Annotated in this window: 10 protein-coding genes; 3 read left to right on the top strand and 7 right to left on the bottom strand. The window is 51.0% G+C overall.

Going from position 1 to position 16,509, the window contains the following annotated elements:
• Positions 1–44 precede the first annotated feature (44 nt).
• The 3 genes from Q9245_RS14900 to Q9245_RS14890 are packed head-to-tail and all read right to left on the bottom strand — an operon-like array spanning position 45 to position 6,555.
• On the bottom strand, positions 45–3,239 hold the full coding sequence (locus tag Q9245_RS14900) for a type I restriction endonuclease subunit R (RefSeq protein ID WP_305897922.1): 3,195 nt from the start codon (positions 3,237–3,239) through the stop codon (positions 45–47).
• On the bottom strand, positions 3,239–4,576 hold the full coding sequence (locus Q9245_RS14895) for a restriction endonuclease subunit S (protein WP_305897921.1): 1,338 nt from the start codon (positions 4,574–4,576) through the stop codon (positions 3,239–3,241). The genes Q9245_RS14900 and Q9245_RS14895 overlap by 1 nt, the downstream gene beginning before the upstream one ends.
• Positions 4,573–6,555, bottom strand: a complete 1,983-nt coding sequence (locus Q9245_RS14890) for a class I SAM-dependent DNA methyltransferase (protein ID WP_305897920.1) — start codon at positions 6,553–6,555, stop codon at positions 4,573–4,575. The genes Q9245_RS14895 and Q9245_RS14890 overlap by 4 nt, the downstream gene beginning before the upstream one ends.
• A 186-nt stretch (positions 6,556–6,741) precedes the next feature.
• Here Q9245_RS14890 and Q9245_RS14885 point away from each other — a divergent pair, with 186 nt between their 5' ends.
• Positions 6,742–6,909 (top strand): hypothetical protein, encoded by a 168-nt coding sequence (locus Q9245_RS14885; RefSeq protein WP_305897919.1) that lies wholly within the window; start codon positions 6,742–6,744, stop codon positions 6,907–6,909.
• A gap of 34 nt (positions 6,910–6,943) precedes the next feature.
• Here the strand turns inward: Q9245_RS14885 and Q9245_RS14880 are convergent, their stop codons facing one another.
• The 3 genes from Q9245_RS14880 to Q9245_RS14870 form a co-directional block, all read right to left on the bottom strand.
• Positions 6,944–7,285: an MbcA/ParS/Xre antitoxin family protein gene (locus Q9245_RS14880; RefSeq protein WP_305897918.1), complete on the bottom strand. Its 342-nt coding sequence runs from the start codon at positions 7,283–7,285 to the stop codon at positions 6,944–6,946.
• A 217-nt stretch (positions 7,286–7,502) separates the two neighbouring features.
• Positions 7,503–9,506 (bottom strand): hypothetical protein, encoded by a 2,004-nt coding sequence (locus Q9245_RS14875; RefSeq protein WP_305897917.1) that lies wholly within the window; start codon positions 9,504–9,506, stop codon positions 7,503–7,505.
• A 209-nt stretch (positions 9,507–9,715) separates the two neighbouring features.
• Positions 9,716–11,887, bottom strand: a complete 2,172-nt coding sequence (locus tag Q9245_RS14870; RefSeq protein WP_305897916.1) for a primosomal protein N' — start codon at positions 11,885–11,887, stop codon at positions 9,716–9,718.
• A 232-nt stretch (positions 11,888–12,119) separates the two neighbouring features.
• Here Q9245_RS14870 and rpmE point away from each other — a divergent pair, with 232 nt between their 5' ends.
• Both rpmE and Q9245_RS14860 read left to right on the top strand, forming a co-directional pair.
• Positions 12,120–12,341: a 50S ribosomal protein L31 gene (rpmE, locus tag Q9245_RS14865; protein ID WP_114335865.1), complete on the top strand. Its 222-nt coding sequence runs from the start codon at positions 12,120–12,122 to the stop codon at positions 12,339–12,341.
• A gap of 216 nt (positions 12,342–12,557) precedes the next feature.
• The gene (locus Q9245_RS14860; RefSeq protein WP_305897915.1) at positions 12,558–13,823 is read left to right on the top strand and encodes a malic enzyme-like NAD(P)-binding protein; all 1,266 of its coding nucleotides are present in this window, start codon (positions 12,558–12,560) and stop codon (positions 13,821–13,823) included.
• A 92-nt stretch (positions 13,824–13,915) separates the two neighbouring features.
• Here Q9245_RS14860 and Q9245_RS14855 read toward each other — a convergent pair whose 3' ends face one another.
• On the bottom strand, positions 13,916–16,420 hold the full coding sequence (locus tag Q9245_RS14855; RefSeq protein ID WP_305897914.1) for a penicillin-binding protein 1A: 2,505 nt from the start codon (positions 16,418–16,420) through the stop codon (positions 13,916–13,918).
• Between the last annotated feature and the right edge of the window lie 89 nt (positions 16,421–16,509).

The raw sequence follows: 16,509 nt of genomic DNA, 5'->3' as shown, positions 1-16,509 counted from the left end.
ACTATACGCAAAGTTTTTTAACCTTACGTATAGTATAGTCTCATTCAGTTTTTGTTTTCGAGATCATGCTTCCGCTTGTCGATGAGAAGTGAGGCAAATGCAGCCAACGCGTCCTCATCTTTAAAGACAACGTCAGACAAGTCCTTGTAGTCATTTCTCAAACCAAAGACCTTATTCACCAGTACCTTCATCAGATCGCCCTGTAAGGCCTGCTCTTTGGTGTTTTTATCAACCTGCTCGGCAACCTTTGAGTCGTTGAAAAGGGATTTGTAGGACCCTTCAAAAAAGTTCTCTCGGGTATCTTGGTCAGACACATCACCAAAGATGTCGTTAAGGTGGCCGATAATCTGTGTCAGGAATTCCTTTTCACGATCAATAGGTTCTCCACCACCACCGGTAATAGGGCGAACCGGCTCAGCCTCTCCTTCAGTATCACCGTCCACCTTTTTGATTGCGTAGTGGGTCAAAATGATACCAGAAAGATCTACATTCTCAGGAGTCACGCCTTCAAGCCTGCGACTCAAAAGCTTGGAGAACGCTGCAAAGTTCTCAAGCTCTGCATCACTCAATTCAACAAGCTGGGCAATGTAGTTGTAGACACGAACAAATCGGGCAAGAACCGTTTTGAATTGCTTGTATTCTTCCCGCTCCTTGCTGAGTTCACTGCGCTTAGCCTCAGCATGGGACATGCCTTTTTCGTCCTTCGCTTCAAAGGCCTTTTCAAAGGCCTTATCCCACTCCTTGATGGCGTCAGACAGTTCATTGAGCTTTGAGTTGTAAATATCCGTGGGCCGCTGGGTTGCAGAGTAAAGGCGCTTATGAACATTTTCAGGGACATCTTTGCCGACCAAGAATCTTCCACGAGCCGTTTTGAAATGCTCAAGGTCTGACTGGTTGTAGATCCCAGCGTTATCCAGCTCTGATTTGATCTCATAGACGACATTGAGGTCCTGAACCTCTGCCATCTCCGCGCCTTCATCGTAGGATTTAAAAGCATTCAGAATGGCTTCAGGATCGTTCACAAAGTCGATGACGTAAGTTTCTTCTTTGCCTGGATAAGTTCGGTTTAATCGGGAGAGTGTCTGTACAGCTTCGACACCACTAATTTTCTTATCCAAGTACATGGCCACCAGCTTCGGCTGGTTGAAACCAGTCTGAAACTTATTGGCCACAATCATGACGTTGAACTGAGCCTCATCAAACGCGTTACGGAGATCTTTACCTTCTGCGTCGGGGTTCAGGTTGTATTCGGTGTAATCAGATTCAGGATCGAATCCGAGAGGGTCTTTAGGATCATCCTCGCCAAGATCTTGGCCTGGCACCTTGCCAGAAAAGGCCACTAGGGCCTTGATCCCATGAAGGTCATGCTTCTTGATGTATTTGTCGAAGGCCATTTTGTACTTCACAGCCTGGGCTCGACCACTGGTAACCACCATAGCCTTGGCTTCACCATCGAGAAGATTCGCAACGGAGTTCATGAAGTGGTTTGCGATGAACTCAACCTTCTGGGTCACGTTGGTTGGGTGCAAAGATTTCCAGCGGGCCAGTGCTCTGTTAGCCAACTTTTTATCGACACGTTTATCCTCAACGCCCTGAACACCCAATCGATAGGCTTCGCGATAGGGAATATAGTTCTGAAGCACATCCAGGATAAATCCTTCCTCAATGGCCTGCCTCTGGGTATACCTATGGAAGGATTCCGGCTTATTGATATCAGAAGGCGGCTGAGAAGGGTCAGGACGACGTCCGAACAATGTCATGGTCGTATGCTTGGGTGTGGCCGTAAACGCAAAATGAGAGACATTCAAAGGCTGTACACGGGATTTCTGGATCTCAAGCAGCACCTCTTCAATGTCCATCTGATCCATTTTCTTCTTGGAGTCCATGGACAGGGCCGCACGAAGGCCTTGGGCGGTGCTGCCGGTCTGACTGGTGTGAGCCTCGTCGATAATGACTGCGAAGTTTCGATCTTTTAGCGTTCTGTCGGTAAGAATCGTTTCCATTGCAAACGGGAAGGTCTGGATCGTCACAACAATAATGGGCACCCCTTCTTTCAGGGCCTGCGCCAGGCGCTTACTCTTTGAGTCACCGAACTGTTGAGAGTCAATTGCCTCAATAACACCGAACTGATGGTCAAGCTGCTTCACAGCGTCTTGCAACTGGGAATCCAAGACCGTTCTATCAGTCACAATGATGACCGAGTTGAAGTACGGTGTACCGTCATCGTGGCGGATCTTGATTAGATCGTGAGCTGTCCAGGCAATGGTACTGGTTTTACCGGAACCGGCACTGTGCTCGTTTAGATACTGCTTACCAGGCCCGTTTTTCTTCACGTCCTGAATCATCTTGTTTACAGCTTCGAACTGATGATAGCGCGGGAAGATCAGGGTCTCAGCCTTGAAGGGCTTTCCGTGCTTATCGACCTTTTCTTTGGTCTCAACATAAACAAAGCTATGGAAAATCCGGAGCCAGCTTTCCCAGGTACACACAGATTCCCAGAAGTAAGCCACTGGGTATTCACCATCATCTCTTGGCGCGTTGCCTGCATGACCGTTATTGCCCTTATTGAAGGGCAGGAAGTAGGTGCTGTCGCCTTTCAGTTCCGTCGTCATCGAGATTTCTGAATCGGACATCGCGAAGTGGACCACAGCTCCCCGTTTGAAGGTAAGCAAGGGCTCTGAAACGGACTTGCCGTTCAGCTTGTATTTCGGGAGGCGATCTTGCTTGTACTGAGTAATCGCATCTTCGATGGACTGAGTGAAGTCTGTTTTAAGCTCCACTGTTGCTGTTGGTATGCCGTTAATGAAGAACACGAGGTCAATCGACCACTCACGAGTCGTATTAAACTTGACCTGGCGGACGACCCTCAGGCGGTTAGCTTTGTATTTATCAATCAGGATTTCGTTGTTCTTGTCTTCCGGAGCGCACTGGCTCATATCAATGCGACCAGCACCCGCAATGGAAAGACCGTGACGAATGACGTTGATCGTGCCGCCGTTCTTGGAATTCAGTTCTTTCTCCAGACGGCTAAGAAGGACATTTCGGGTATCCTCACCATTGATGGCGTAAAGCTTGTCCCACTTCTCAGGCTGAGAGGCTTTCACCCAGTCAACGACATCATCCGGGTACATGGCCAGATGACGGTCGTACTTCTCGGGATTGCCTTCCAGCCAGCCGTTAGCGACCAGTTTCTTGGTAACGTAGGCCTCCAAGTTAATCTCGTGATGGGCTTGTGGCATTACGCTACCTCCTTCTTTCTTAGGTCGATTTTTCCAGTTACAGCAGCACTTATCAGAGCAGTCCGGTGCTCCTTAAGCAACTCAATTGATTTTGATGTTTCATCTATTAGACTATTGATTTTATGGATTCGTTGATCCAAAAAATCAGATATTTCAACTTGAACGCGCTGGTCAGGAATAGTCAGATCAATATTCATCAGATTAGTTGCTGTGATGGCTGGATACCCAACTCCTGTTGACCGAACAATTACCTCATGTATAAATTGGCTTGACATCAAAAAATATTTTGCATACCTAGAATCAACCAATTTAGGTCTAATTACTGCAAATCCAGTTGACACAATTAAGTTCGATGAAGGATCGTCAATCGGTGCGATAGCCTTCAAATAGGTTCGAACTGTCGAAATTATAATATCTTGATCTCGGACAATTCTTCGCGCTCTTGATGGTGCATCCGAAAATTTAAGGGTCTCACTTTTAACTATGCCTTTATCGGATTTAACAGAGCCAATATCAACATATTCAATTTCAAAATTTCCATCTGTAGATTCGGCCAGAGCCTCATCGTTGCACGTTGATACATGTTTAAGCTTTGATGTTGTCCAATGCTTCGGAATCTCACCAATCCACTCAACCCCACTATCCTTCATCACCACATCTGCATCCAAACCTTTGGTCACAACGTGTGAGATCAGGGCTTGGCGCTTTTCTTTGAGAAGGCTGATGAATTTTTGCTTCTCAAAAATCAAACTATCCACAGGTGCAAGTGTACGGTCCAAAAAGTCAGCAATTGACTTTTGCTCGCTCAGACTTTCAGGAACAAAAATCCGTATATTCCCAAGCTGAGTGCGACTAATTCTCTGCATGGTCGTGCCACGGGCGAGGTTTTCTGCGTTATTAAGATAATCTGGGTTAGAGAACAGATAGACTAGAAATCTTCGGTCATACGCATCATCACTCCGCAAAATAACGTTGTCTACAGATGTAACAACTCGCTGCCCGAGATTTGGAGCTATGCATGATCGACCTATAGGAAGGTTGAGCCTGCTTATCAAAATATCGCCAGACTCAACACCTTTACATCTCAACTTAGAGAAAGTTTCCTCGCTAATGAAAGAATTGCCTTTCTCGATATATCTACCGACCCCAACGTTTCCTGTAGTAATGTAGCGAATACTGTCACTGTCGGTAATATCGTTGCTTTCAATCCAATCGCCATCAATAAATATTGAATTCTTATCTGATGCTAAGAATTTGATAGCAACCTTTTTCCATTCCTGGGGAACCTCATCGATCCAAGATAGGCCGGTGTTCTTGTATAGGGGGTAGCTTTTCATTCAGCCACCTCATCAAGCAGCGCTTGAATCCGAGCCTCAGAAGCCTTCAGATCAGTATCTATATCGTGCAATGAACGCGGCGGAACGTACTTATAGAAATAGCGATTGAAGTTAATTTCGTAGCCAACAATGCCAACGTCACCGTCCTTCTCATCGCGGACACTGTGATCAATGAACGCATCTGGAAGATGGGGTAGAACCTCCTCTTCAAAATAGGCCTCTACGTCCTGCTTGAACGGAACATTCTCTGTATCGTTCAGAGAGGTGTCAGGAATAGGGTTACCCTTGGAGTCGGTGACAATGTCGCCGTCAGGGTCTTGCTGAAACAGCGTGTTGGCGAACTCGGTTCCGAGTGCCTTGGTGGTCTTGCCAATTTTGCCTGTATTCTTCAGGCGGCTGACCAGACCGTGCGCCCAGTCGTATTCATGTTCGCCATGTTGCTCATCAAAGTAGTCGAGCCAAGCCTCCTGCTGTTCTTTCGAAAGCTTTTGGAATTGCTTCCCTTCACGGAGTAAGGAAATGCTTTCTTCATTGACGATGAGCTTGCCACGAAGAGGGCGCTTAATCGCAACCTTGCGGAAGGCGAAGTCAGTGGTGTCAAAGACTTTTGAGTTCTCGGATTCAGTGAAGCTGTCATACAGACGAACCACATCGTCAATCTGATCATCGGTGAGGTATCGACGCTTGGTGCCCTCAGACTTCCTCATGAGCGTCCAGACATTAGCCAAGTTAATGAGCTGAACCTTGCCCTTCCGTTGATCAGCCTTCTTATTGGAAAGAATCCAGACGTAGGTGCCAATGCCAGTGTTGAAGAACATGTCGTTCGGTAGAGCAATGATGCCTTCCACATAATCTTGTTCAAGAAGCCAGCGACGAATCTCAGACTCACCAGAGCCCGCATCACCGGTAAACAGAGGCGACCCTGAAAGCACGATACCAACACGGCCACCGCCGTTTTCAGGGTCTTCCATCCGAGAAATCAGGTGCATCAAGAAAAGCATAGAGCCGTCACTGACACGTGGAAGTCCGGGGCCAAAACGACCGGCATAGCCGAGGTTTTTGTGCTCGGCCTCAACAACCGACTTATCCTTATCCCATTTGATCCCAAAGGGAGGATTCGCAAGGCCGTAGTGGAATCGCTTATCACTCAACTTGTCGTTGGACAGGGTGCTGCCCTGAACGATATTCTTGCCATCCCATCCGAGAATCAGCATCGAGGTCAGTGCCATCGCGTGAGTTTTTGGATCAAGCTCCTGTCCGTAGGGAATGATTTTGGCGGTAGACCCCATCTCTTCGATCTGGTCCATCGCGTCAGTGATAAAACCCAGAAGACCGCATGAAGGATCGTAGACTGACCGGATAACGCCGCTTTCCGTGAAGATCTCTTCGTCGGCACTCAGAACCAGCTTTGTAGTCAAGCGGACAACGTCTTTCGGGGTCATAAATTCCCCGGCCTTCTCATTGATCGACGCCGCAAACTTGCGGATCAGATCCTCATAGGCATTCGAAAGAACACGATTTGAAACAACATCCGGGTGAAGGTCGATATTGGAGAAGCGGCTGACCATTCGGTACAGGAGCTTGGCCTTATCCAGCTCTTCAACGGTGTTATTGAACCCAAACTCCTCGAAAACCAGACGGACATTCGGTGAGAAGTGACTGACGTATTGTTCCAGGTTTGATCGGGTGTGTGTGGAACCAACGGTTCCCATGGTGTACTGACTGGTGTTGTAAAAGGGCAGCTTCGAGATGTTAGGAAGGTAGATGCTCAGATCGATGCCGCTTCCTTTCTCGGACTCATACGCTTCCAGGACATCCTCTTTCGTTGGCTCCAAAACACACTCCATTCGCCGAAGCAGCAAAAGCGGAATGATGATCCTAGCAAAGTCTGTGTGCTTGAAATCGCCCCACAGCTCGTTAGCCGCCTCCCATACAAATGAGGAAAGAGATGCTGCCTGAGTATTTTGCACTGGATCCATGAAGCTACCTTTAGTTTTGGATTTTCAATAATTACCGACAGTGTAATGCTTTATCAATGTTATGTCAAGTGATATGATGTCACATAACGTATTTAAATACGGCAAATTAAAGGGTTTTTGTTTGTTGCAATTTCAAACTACAATTAACAATATTACGTCATGTGACGTGACATTAATGGGGGCAGTATGGCCATAGGTAAGTCCGGAAGGATTGTTTTAGAGATAGATGCAGAAGACAAAGAAGCGCTTCATCGTGAGATTAAGAAGCGCGGACTGACGATGAAAGAATGGTTTCTAGAAAAGGTTGAGCAGGACTTTCCAGAACTAGCCAAAAAGAAGAAAAAGAAGGGTTAAGGGAAAATGCCTGCACCCGGACCGGGCAAGCGAATTAAACCAACTGAGCATCAAGATACCGCCGCACGGGAGCGGGATCTTCGATCATGATCTCTAAGGCCGACTTGCCGCCAAAAGCCCTATTGGGCCTTTTCACCCACTGGTTTGCCCGCTCCTCGGTGGGATACAAAATCCTCAAATTCTTATAGATTCCAAGAATATAGGAAAACCGCTCCAGGGATTCGGGGTGTACCTCATTGCTCTGCGGGGCTATCCCAAGAAGGCCTATCTGCTCTGACTCGTTAAGATCCCAGGCTCTTGCTATTCGGCGACAAATCCGAAGACCCACCTCTGCCATCTCTTGGGGTGATGTACTGCGAAGTGTTTCTGAGGTCATGGCAGGGACTCCATCGAGGGATCATAGTTCGATGGTAGAGGTCGATCAGAAAATTTGCCATGCCAAAATAGAAGCGTAAAAATGCAGTTATTCAGTTATTTTGAATAAGAAAAACCAGCGATTTTTGGTCGCTGGTTTTTCATTGTTGCCCGAGTCAGCCAAGCTCATCCACACATAAGGTAAACGGCTTGCGGTTAGGCCGGGCTTTTTGTTGATTTTAATCTGTCCAATTATCAGAGGTGATTTTCGTGGCCGCGTCTCCGTTGTCGGGAGTTTGGACTGTAGCAACGACTTCAATTGCGTAGGCATTGGGCGTCACAGTGTCATCTACTTCTGGTTTAACTGTGGTGCACACCTCGTAACCGTCGCTGTCTAGAACCAAACTGCCAACGGACGGGATTGTCTTGGATGCAACTGCTCCGGGGGCCAGCTCGCCTGTAGATATTTCAAACGAAATTTCGGTTCCGACCGGCGGTGAGAACATAGTTGCCCCCTCCCCAGGTAGCTGAACCCAAGCAGTGGCGCAATACTGAGTGCCTGCAGTATCAACCGCACCTTGTCTGTTTAAGGTTAGAAAGACATTTTGATTAGTCGACATAAGAATCTGAGTTGATGACTCTATAGTGCCGGTGCCTCCAGCAGCTGTACGCCCGTGTGTAGAGGCAGTGATCGTAGCATAAGGCTGAGATGTTCTGAGGCTTTCCCATGTAACTGTGCATCGCCCATCCGATACTACGCAGTCTGGATCAATGGAGCCCTCATCAGTTTGGAAATTTACATAAGTGTTGCCGCGTATACGGTTTCCATTTTTGTCTGCCACGTAAATAGTTAGAGATGATTGAACACCATTTATTCCCCATGTATTGGGAGCGAAGTTTTCAGTGCTTAGTGAAAACTTTGGCTCGTAGGGGAGCATCGAATTAACAACAATTGGCATTGAGTAAGTCGTCAGGCTGCCAAAGGTAGCAATAACTCGAAACTCTTCATGGTCAACGCCTTCTTTTGCACGTACCTGTGCGATAGCGACACCGTCGTTGTCCGTTGTTACAGTAATTGAATTGACTGCGTTTCCAGTTCCCTGCTCAACAAATTCAGCGGTTGATGGGCTATCGATAGTGAATGTCACATCTTCAAATGGCAGGCCATCTCCGCTGCCAGCTTGATCTTTTAGTGTGAACTTGAGTTTTGAAACTGTTTCACGACCTTCGGTAGATAAAAATGAAGGTGCGATTGACATAGGTTCAGGTAATGCAGCAATAAGCTGGAAAGCCTGAGACTCATCAACGGTAATTGCAATACTGGCTGGAGCGATGCTGCCGTCGGCTCCTTCAATGGTTGCTTTTATTTCCTGTGGGTTCTGATTACATGCGCCTGCAGTAAAGATTGTCTCAGCGATGCCGTTTTCGGTCGAAATAGATGCCGGCTCGAGCAAAGAACCGTTCTCGCCCCCGGCACAGAACGCCTTAAAATTGACAGTGTAGGGGATGCCTTCTTGCAGTTTATTGCCATCATTAATATCGACAATGCCTACGGATAGCCTGGCTTGTCCATACTTGGATACGTTGGTAGAGGAGCTATGTATGGAGCCAGTCGCTGTTATTGAGTCGGTTTGAGGGTTGTAGTCTGCTAACGCCAATTCTTGCGTTGCGGGAGGGGTAATTGTGACCGAACCCGAAGCGGCCGGGGTTGTTGAGTCTCCAACAAAAGCATGGACCAAGTCAGTGCCGTAACAACCGGAACTCTTATAGCTGGCTTTGATGATGCCAGAGTCAGCGGATGTAGGGCCTTCGATACTTGCGATACCTGCGTCAATACAGGGAGAGGCGTAGCTGACGCTCTGGCCAGACTTCAGCCATGGTTCTTTTGTTTCAGGGTCCGCAAGCGTTAAGTCAAAGCTGTGTGATCCTTGGGCTTCAATGGCAGGTGGTGCAGCAAATAGCTGGCCTTCTGTGAAGTTGCCCCCTGTTCCTGTGCCGAGCAAGGCGACTTTTTCAGTAGTATTGTCTCCGCCGGTGTCGGGAGTGTCTCCAGGAACCGCTGTGTCGCCTGATCCAGTGTCACCTTCGTTTTCGCTTGATCCAGTGTTGTCTTCTTGGGTGGAAGGGTCGTCTTGACCGGTGTTTACGTTAACAATAGGTGTGGAACTTTCGTCCCCCCCGCAAGCGGCCAGCATTACGGCCAGCGACAACGCTGACATGCGCGCAAGGATTTTCCCTGACATTATTTATCTCCAGTGTTCGTTACAGCAAAAGCCTTTTCGCTGCGCATTCCCTGCGAGAGAACCGCAACCTCAGTTGTTATTCAGCTTTATCGGTTAGATTGCTGAAAATCATAGCACAGCCAACAGAAATGGAATGCTCGCTCGGTCAAAATTGTGAAAAAGATTGTAACGTTTTGCACGGCTTGCGCTGATTCGCGTTTTTGCTTGCTTCAACCGGTTTCTTGCGGGTCTACATCCACCATCCATTTGGTGTTACTGGGCAGCTTGGTTTGGTCCAAATGCTGGCACAGGTAGGTGAGTAATCGGTTGAGTTGTTTGCGGTGATCACTCACCAATATTAGCTGTGCACGGTGGCGGTCGGCTTTTCGGGCGATAACTGCGGGCAGTGGCCCCCACACTTCAACGCCGGGAGTGCTGGCCACGGGCTTCAGCGAGTCAAGCAGCTGCAGGCTGTTTTGCATGGTGTCGGCTTCTGCGCGCAGGATGGCCATCGCGCGGAATGGGGGCAGTAAACCGGATTCCCGTTCGGCCAGAAGTTGATCCGCGATGGCGGGGTAATTGCCTTGGCATAAAGCATTCAGCAGGGGGTGGTCGCTGTGGCAAGTTTGTATGAGCACCTTGCCCGGTTTGTCGCCACGGCCGGCCCGGCCGCTGACTTGCAGCAGGGTTTGAATCATTTGTTCCGGCGCACGGAAGTCCACGCTGAACAAGCCGCCATCGGCGTTGACTACGGCGGCTAAGGTGACGTTGGGGAAGTCGTGGCCTTTCGCGAGCATTTGAGTGCCCACCAGAATACAGGGCTCGCCACTGTTGACCTGTTTCAGTATCGCTTGAATGCTGCCTTTGCGCTGTGTGCTGTCCCGGTCTACCCGAACGATCGGGATGTCGGGGAACTGTTCCGCCAGTGTTTCCTCCGTGCGCTCGGTGCCTTGGCCCACCGGTTTGAAGTTTTCGCTTTTGCATTTCGGGCAGGTGTGGCTTGCAGCGGCCTGGTAGTCGCAGTGGTGGCAGCGCATGGCCCGGTCTCGCCGGTGGTAAGTCAGGCGGGTATCGCAGCGGGGGCACTCTTCCATGTGGCCACAGTCAAAGCACATCATGATGGGGGCAAAGCCGCGGCGATTCACGAATACCAGCGCCTGTTCACCTCTATCCAGTGTTTCCTTTATAGCCGTCAGGGTAGGGCGGGCCAGCCCGGCTTCCAGTGGGCGGCTGCGAATATCCAAGAGGGTAAGCTCGGGTGGTTTGGCGTTACCGGCCCTTTGTTCCAGGCGGGCAAGGTTGTATTTACCTTGGCTGGCGTTGTGCCAGGATTCCAGAGAAGGCGTTGCCGAACCCAGAATAACCGGACATTGGTTCAAATGGGCGCGGTAAACGGCGACATCGCGGCCGGAGTAGCGGAAGCCTTCGCCTTGTTTGTAGGAGCTGTCGTGCTCTTCGTCCACGATGATGGTGCGAAGATTGATAAAAGGGAGCAGGACGGCCGACCGGGTGCCTATTAGAATGATTGGCTCGCCGTTGCGAATCTTTAGCCAGGTGCTAAGGCGGTCACTATCGTTCAGGGCAGAGTGCCATACCTGAATGCGGTTGCCGAAGTAACGGCGGAATCGGGCGACGGTTTGCGGTGTCAGATTGATTTCCGGCACCAGTACCAACGCTTGTTCGTTATGCAGAAGGCGCGTTTTTAGATAGTGCAGGTACAGCTCGGTTTTGCCGCTACCGGTGATGCCGAACAGCAAGCTTGCGGAGAACTGCCTGGTGTCTTCTGGTAGCTCTTCAGCGGCCTTTTGTTGGGCGTTGGATAATACGGGAGCGGGGAGAGCTGCTTCCGGGATCTCCGGCTGTACATTTGAGGCGACACTTTGCTGGATTAGTTCTTTTTGTTCCAGCGAGCGAATTTGGGCTCGGCTATAGCCAGACTGCACCAGTGCGCTGGAGGTGATGCCGGGCGCTGTTTTGATGGCGTTGAAGAGTGCGACTTGCCGATGGGCGTTCGCTGGCAGTGCTGCTTCGGTTGTGGTGGTTTGCCATTGCTCGTCGGGTTTCAGAGCTGCGGGTCTTCCGCGCCGAAGCGCCGGGGGCAGGGCGGTAAACAGGCATTCCCCCAGTGGGTGCTGGTAATAGTCGCTGGCCCAAGTGAGCAGGCGAAAGGTGTTGTCCGGAAGCGCAGGCCACGGCTCGAGCGCCGCTTGTATGGGTTTTAGGGTGATGCCTTTCGGCGGCTGCACGCCGGTTTCAACCACGAGGCCGGTCAGTGTCTGCCGGCCGAAAGGTACGTTAACCCGTTGGCCGGGCGTGAGTTGCAGGTTGTCCGGGATACGGTAATCGAACAGCCGGCGCAGGGGGCGGTTCAAGGCGATGCGTGCGGTTTTGGGATGTGTCACGGTATCTGCGTATCCTGAAAATCGGTGATATGGCGCCGGCTAATGCTTTTGAGGTAATAGACTCTGCGGAAGATACTTGCCTGTGGCCAGCTTTGCCAGTAAGATTCGCGGTCTGTTTCTGGCCGGGCGTGGTAGTGCGCGGTCTTTCAATTGATTCAAAATTGCGGTGCCTGACCCAAAACCGGTTTCTCCGGCGGTGATCAGGTAGCGGCATGCCCGAAAGAGGTTCGCCATGAAAGAAGGTATTCATCCTAAGTACGAAGACATCACTGCTACCTGTTCTTGCGGTAACGTGATCAAGACCCGCTCTACTGTTGGTCACGACCTGCAGCTGGACGTATGCTCCCAGTGCCACCCGTTCTACACTGGTAAGCAGAAGGTTATGGACACCGGTGGTCGTATCGATAAGTTCAACAAGCGTTTCGGCGGTCGTATCGGTGCTAAGAAAGACTGAGCTTAGCCGGAATGTAAAAAAAAGCGCCTACGGGCGCTTTTTTTGTGCCTGGAATTCAGGCAATAAGAATCGTTATACGCAAAATGCCCTATTGACTGGCTATAAAATATTCGGGTTTAGCTTGTCGTTTTTGGGCGAGCGCGCCATAATGTCGCGCTCCGTCGACCTGAGGTCAGGCGGCTTTTACTTTTAAACGTGACAAACGGAACAGTGGCAATGTCTCAAGATCTGAAAGAAGCAGCCCTTGAATATCACGCCAAACCGCGGCCGGGTAAGCTGAGTGTAGAAGTCACTAAGCCTACTCAAACAGCTCGCGATCTATCTCTGGCGTACAGTCCTGGAGTTGCCGAGCCGGTCCGCGAGATCGCGAAGGACCCCGAGAACGCATACAAATATACCGCCAAGGGTAACCTGGTAGCCGTTATTTCTGACGGTACCGCTATCCTGGGCCTGGGTAACCTCGGTCCTCTGGCGAGTAAGCCGGTAATGGAAGGCAAAGGCGTACTGTTCAAGCGCTTTGCTGGAATTGACGTATTCGATATCGAAGTTAATTCCGAAAGCCCGCAAGCGTTTATTGAAACTGTTGAGCGCATCGCCGACACCTTTGGCGGCATCAACCTGGAAGACATCAAGGCACCTGAGTGCTTTGAAATTGAGCGCGCACTGATTGAAAAGTGCAACGTGCCCATCTTCCACGATGACCAGCATGGTACTGCGATCGTAACTGCAGCTGGCATGATCAATGCCCTTGAGCTGCAGGGCAAAAACATTGAAGACGCGAAAGTTGTTTGCTTGGGCGCTGGCGCAGCCGCCATTGCCTGCACCAAGTTGCTGATCAGCTGTGGTGCTCGCTCTGAGAACATCTTCATGCTCGACCGTAAGGGTGTGATCCACTCTGGTCGTGATGATCTGAACCAGTACAAAGCAATGTTTGCGAACGACACAGACAAGCGCACGCTGGATGACGCTATCGATGGCGCAGACGTATTCCTGGGTCTGTCCGGTCCTGATCTTCTGACAGCTGAACAGCTGAAGAAGATGGCAGCGAACCCAATTGTGTTTGCTTGCTCTAACCCGGATCCGGAAATCAATCACGAGCTGGCTATGGCTACCCGTGATGATCTGATCATGGCTACTGGCCGTTCAGACTACCCGAACCAGGTGAACAACGTGTTGGGCTTCCCGTTCATTTTCCGTGGTGCTTTGGACGTTCGCGCGACCTGCATCAACGAAGAAATGAAAGTGGCGGCGGTAAACGCTATCCGTGAACTGGCAAAAGAGTCGGTTCCCCAGGAAATCTGTGAAGCCTACGGCGTAGACAGCCTGGAATTCGGCAAGGATTACATCATTCCGAAGCCGATGGATGTTCGTTTGCTGGAAGTGGTACCCGCTGCGGTGGCACGCGCTGCTGTGGATTCTGGTGTAGCAGGCCAACCATACCCTGCGCACTACCCGCTGAAGTCTATGGACGACATCATCTAACTCTGATGTAGTTCAGCTTCACGCACAAGAAAACCGGCGGTGATCCCGCCGGTTTTTTTGTGGTTGATTGTTGGGGTTGCCTTGTTCCCGGCTCAGAAAATCTGCCGGGAGAAGCTTTCCGGCGCGCTGCCGGATGGGTTGCCAAGCTCGTCAGCGGTTAACGGCGCGGGAACATTCTCTTCTTTGAAGAGCTCAAATACCCCTTCCTCATTGGGGTGAGCACGCTCGCCGGTTTCCGGGTTGATGCGAATGTTGGCCAGGCCATTGGGGCGGGGCATCACTGAAGCTGGCGTGTCCGCCAGCGCAACCTTCATATAATCAACCCAGATGGGCAGTGCGGTGCTGGCGCCGTATTCTCCGCGCCCCAGTGGTGCCGGCTGATCAAAACCGACATAAACCGTTGTCGCCATGCTGTGGTTGTAACCGGCGAACCAGGTATCTTTCTGCTCGTTGGTGGTGCCGGTTTTGCCGGCTAGATCGCTTCGCCCCAGCGCTCTGGCGCGACGCCCTGTGCCCTGTTGAATTACGTCTTGCATGATGGAATGCATGATGTAAATCGAGCGGGTATCTGCCAGTTTGCGCATGATGCGGGGGCTTTCGGAATTTCGGGACGCAGGGAGGGTGATGCCGTCGGTTTCCGGTGCTACTTCGTCGGCTACAGTGTTATCTGCTTTCGCCGGGCTGTTTTGCGCCTCAAGTGCGTCGCAATTATGGTCGCAGAGAATGGTTTCAGGTGCTTGGTAAATCACCGTGCCATTGGATTCACGAATGCTTTCGATCAAATAGGGTTGAACGTCATAACCGCCGTTGGCGATGATCGCAAAGCCGCGCGCGAGTTCCATGGGGGTAAGCAGGCCGCTTCCCAACGACAATGACAAGTTTGCAGGCATGTTGTCAGTAGGGATTTTGAGCTGTTCCAAGTAGTCCAGCGTGGTGCGGATGCCCAAATCGCGTAATAACCGAATGGATACCAGGTTGCGCGAGCGGTACAGGCCTTTGCGCAAGGTTGTTGGCCCGTAGAACTGGCCGGACGCGTTCTGAGGGCGCCATGAACCCTCCAGGTCTGCGTTGTTGAGTACAATCGGTGCGTCATTGTAGATGGTGGCGGGGGTGCGCCCGTTCTCCAGTGCTGCCAGATACAAAAACGGCTTGAACGTGGAGCCCGGCTGCCGCTTTGCCTGAGTCGCGCGGTTGTATTTGCTTTGCCCGAAGCTGTAACCGCCGGTAAGGGCTTCAATAGCACCGGTTTTTGCGTTCAGGGAAATCAGGGCGCCTTCAACATCGGGCACCTGTGCCAGAGCAACGTTTTGTGCGACAGATATCGTGTCTTCGGAGGTTTGCGCCGATTCGAGTGCTTTGACATATATGACATCGCCAACGCTTACAACATCCGAAGGTTTCTTGGGTTCCGGGCCGGTCAGGCTTTGGGTGCGGTGTTTGCGTGCCCACTTCATGGTTTCAAATGCCATGGTGGTGGGGCCCAGCGCACGGGTGTGGGTTTGAACCTCTCCGCTCTTGTCGTCAATTGCCGTCACAATCGCTGGTAGCAAGCTTTCCACACTGGGGTAGTTGGCAAGCTCTCCTGATAGTTCGGCGGGTGTGAGGCCGTCAATGTCGACCTGCGCGATGGCGCCGCGGAAGCCGTGGCGGCGATCGTAATTTTCGAGCCCGGCTCGTAACGTGTCGGTGGCGGTCTGCTGCTTCAGGCTGTCAACGGTCAGAGTGACGCTGTAGCCGTCGGTGTAGGCCGTGTCGCCGAATCTGCGAACCATTTCAGAGCGGGCCATTTCGGCAACATAGTCAGCATCGACGTCTGTATCTCGGGCGTTGTAGCTGGCCGTAATGGGCGCGCCAGAGGCCAGTTCGCGAGCGTCTCTGGTTATGAATCCCAGGTCTTCCATGCGTCCGAGTATCCAGTTGCGGCGCACGAGTGCGCGTTCCGGGTCGGCGATCGGGTTGTAGGCGGATGGAGCCTTTGGCAGACCGGCCAGCATGGCCATTTGGGCCAGAGAGAGTTCATTAACCGGTTTGTCGTAATACACCTGGGCGGCGGCCGCTATGCCGTATGCGCGGTTGCCCAGATAGATCTTGTTCAGGTACAGCTCGAAAATTTTCTCTTTGCTCAGTTCGCGCTCGATTTGAATGGCCAGAAGTATTTCGCTGAACTTGCGAATGAAGGTCCGGTCGCGTGACAAAAAGTAATTTTTTGCAACCTGCATGGTGATGGTGCTGCCCCCGGATTGAATCGATCCGGTGGAGACCAGTTCGATCGCAGCCCGTGTCAGGCCTTTGATGTCCACCCCGAAGTGTTCGTAAAAACGAGCGTCTTCCGCAGCCAGAAAGGCTTGTAACTGAAGTGTAGGGATCTGTTCGATTGTGACCGGCGTCCTTCTCTTTTCGCCGAATTCTGCTATTAATTTGTTGTCATGGCTGTACACCCGCAGAGGCGTTTGCAGTTTGACGTCGAGAAGTTGTTCGACCGGAGGCAGGCTTGGTCGTAAATACAGGTACAAGCTTGCAGACAAAATGACAGCGACACTCAGGCCGGTAAGAATGATCCAGGCGAAAACACGAGATGTACGCATCAAATGAGACATTTTTTTCTGACATCTGTTAGATATAGGTCTATTATTTGAGAAATTGCTTTAGGAAGGTTTTGCGGCCTTCCGGAGTGCAATGTCTCCCG

It is taken from the genome of Marinobacter sp. MDS2 (assembly GCF_030718085.1).
In the GTDB taxonomy this organism is placed as follows: domain Bacteria; phylum Pseudomonadota; class Gammaproteobacteria; order Pseudomonadales; family Oleiphilaceae; genus Marinobacter.
The sequence above is the reverse complement of the archived record's forward strand: the minus strand, read 5'-3'. Positions and strand labels throughout refer to the sequence as shown.

Coding starts and splice junctions, on each gene's coding strand:
- Q9245_RS14860 (WP_305897915.1), top strand. CDS start 12,558: ATGTCTCAAGATCTGAAAGAAGCAGCCCTTGAATATCACGCCAAACCG.
- rpmE (WP_114335865.1), top strand. CDS start 12,120: ATGAAAGAAGGTATTCATCCTAAGTACGAAGACATCACTGCTACCTGT.
- Q9245_RS14885 (WP_305897919.1), top strand. CDS start 6,742: ATGGCCATAGGTAAGTCCGGAAGGATTGTTTTAGAGATAGATGCAGAA.
- Q9245_RS14895 (WP_305897921.1), bottom strand. CDS start 4,576: ATGAAAAGCTACCCCCTATACAAGAACACCGGCCTATCTTGGATCGAT.
- Q9245_RS14855 (WP_305897914.1), bottom strand. CDS start 16,420: ATGTCTCATTTGATGCGTACATCTCGTGTTTTCGCCTGGATCATTCTT.
- Q9245_RS14900 (WP_305897922.1), bottom strand. CDS start 3,239: ATGCCACAAGCCCATCACGAGATTAACTTGGAGGCCTACGTTACCAAG.
- Q9245_RS14890 (WP_305897920.1), bottom strand. CDS start 6,555: ATGGATCCAGTGCAAAATACTCAGGCAGCATCTCTTTCCTCATTTGTA.
- Q9245_RS14875 (WP_305897917.1), bottom strand. CDS start 9,506: ATGTCAGGGAAAATCCTTGCGCGCATGTCAGCGTTGTCGCTGGCCGTA.
- Q9245_RS14880 (WP_305897918.1), bottom strand. CDS start 7,285: ATGACCTCAGAAACACTTCGCAGTACATCACCCCAAGAGATGGCAGAG.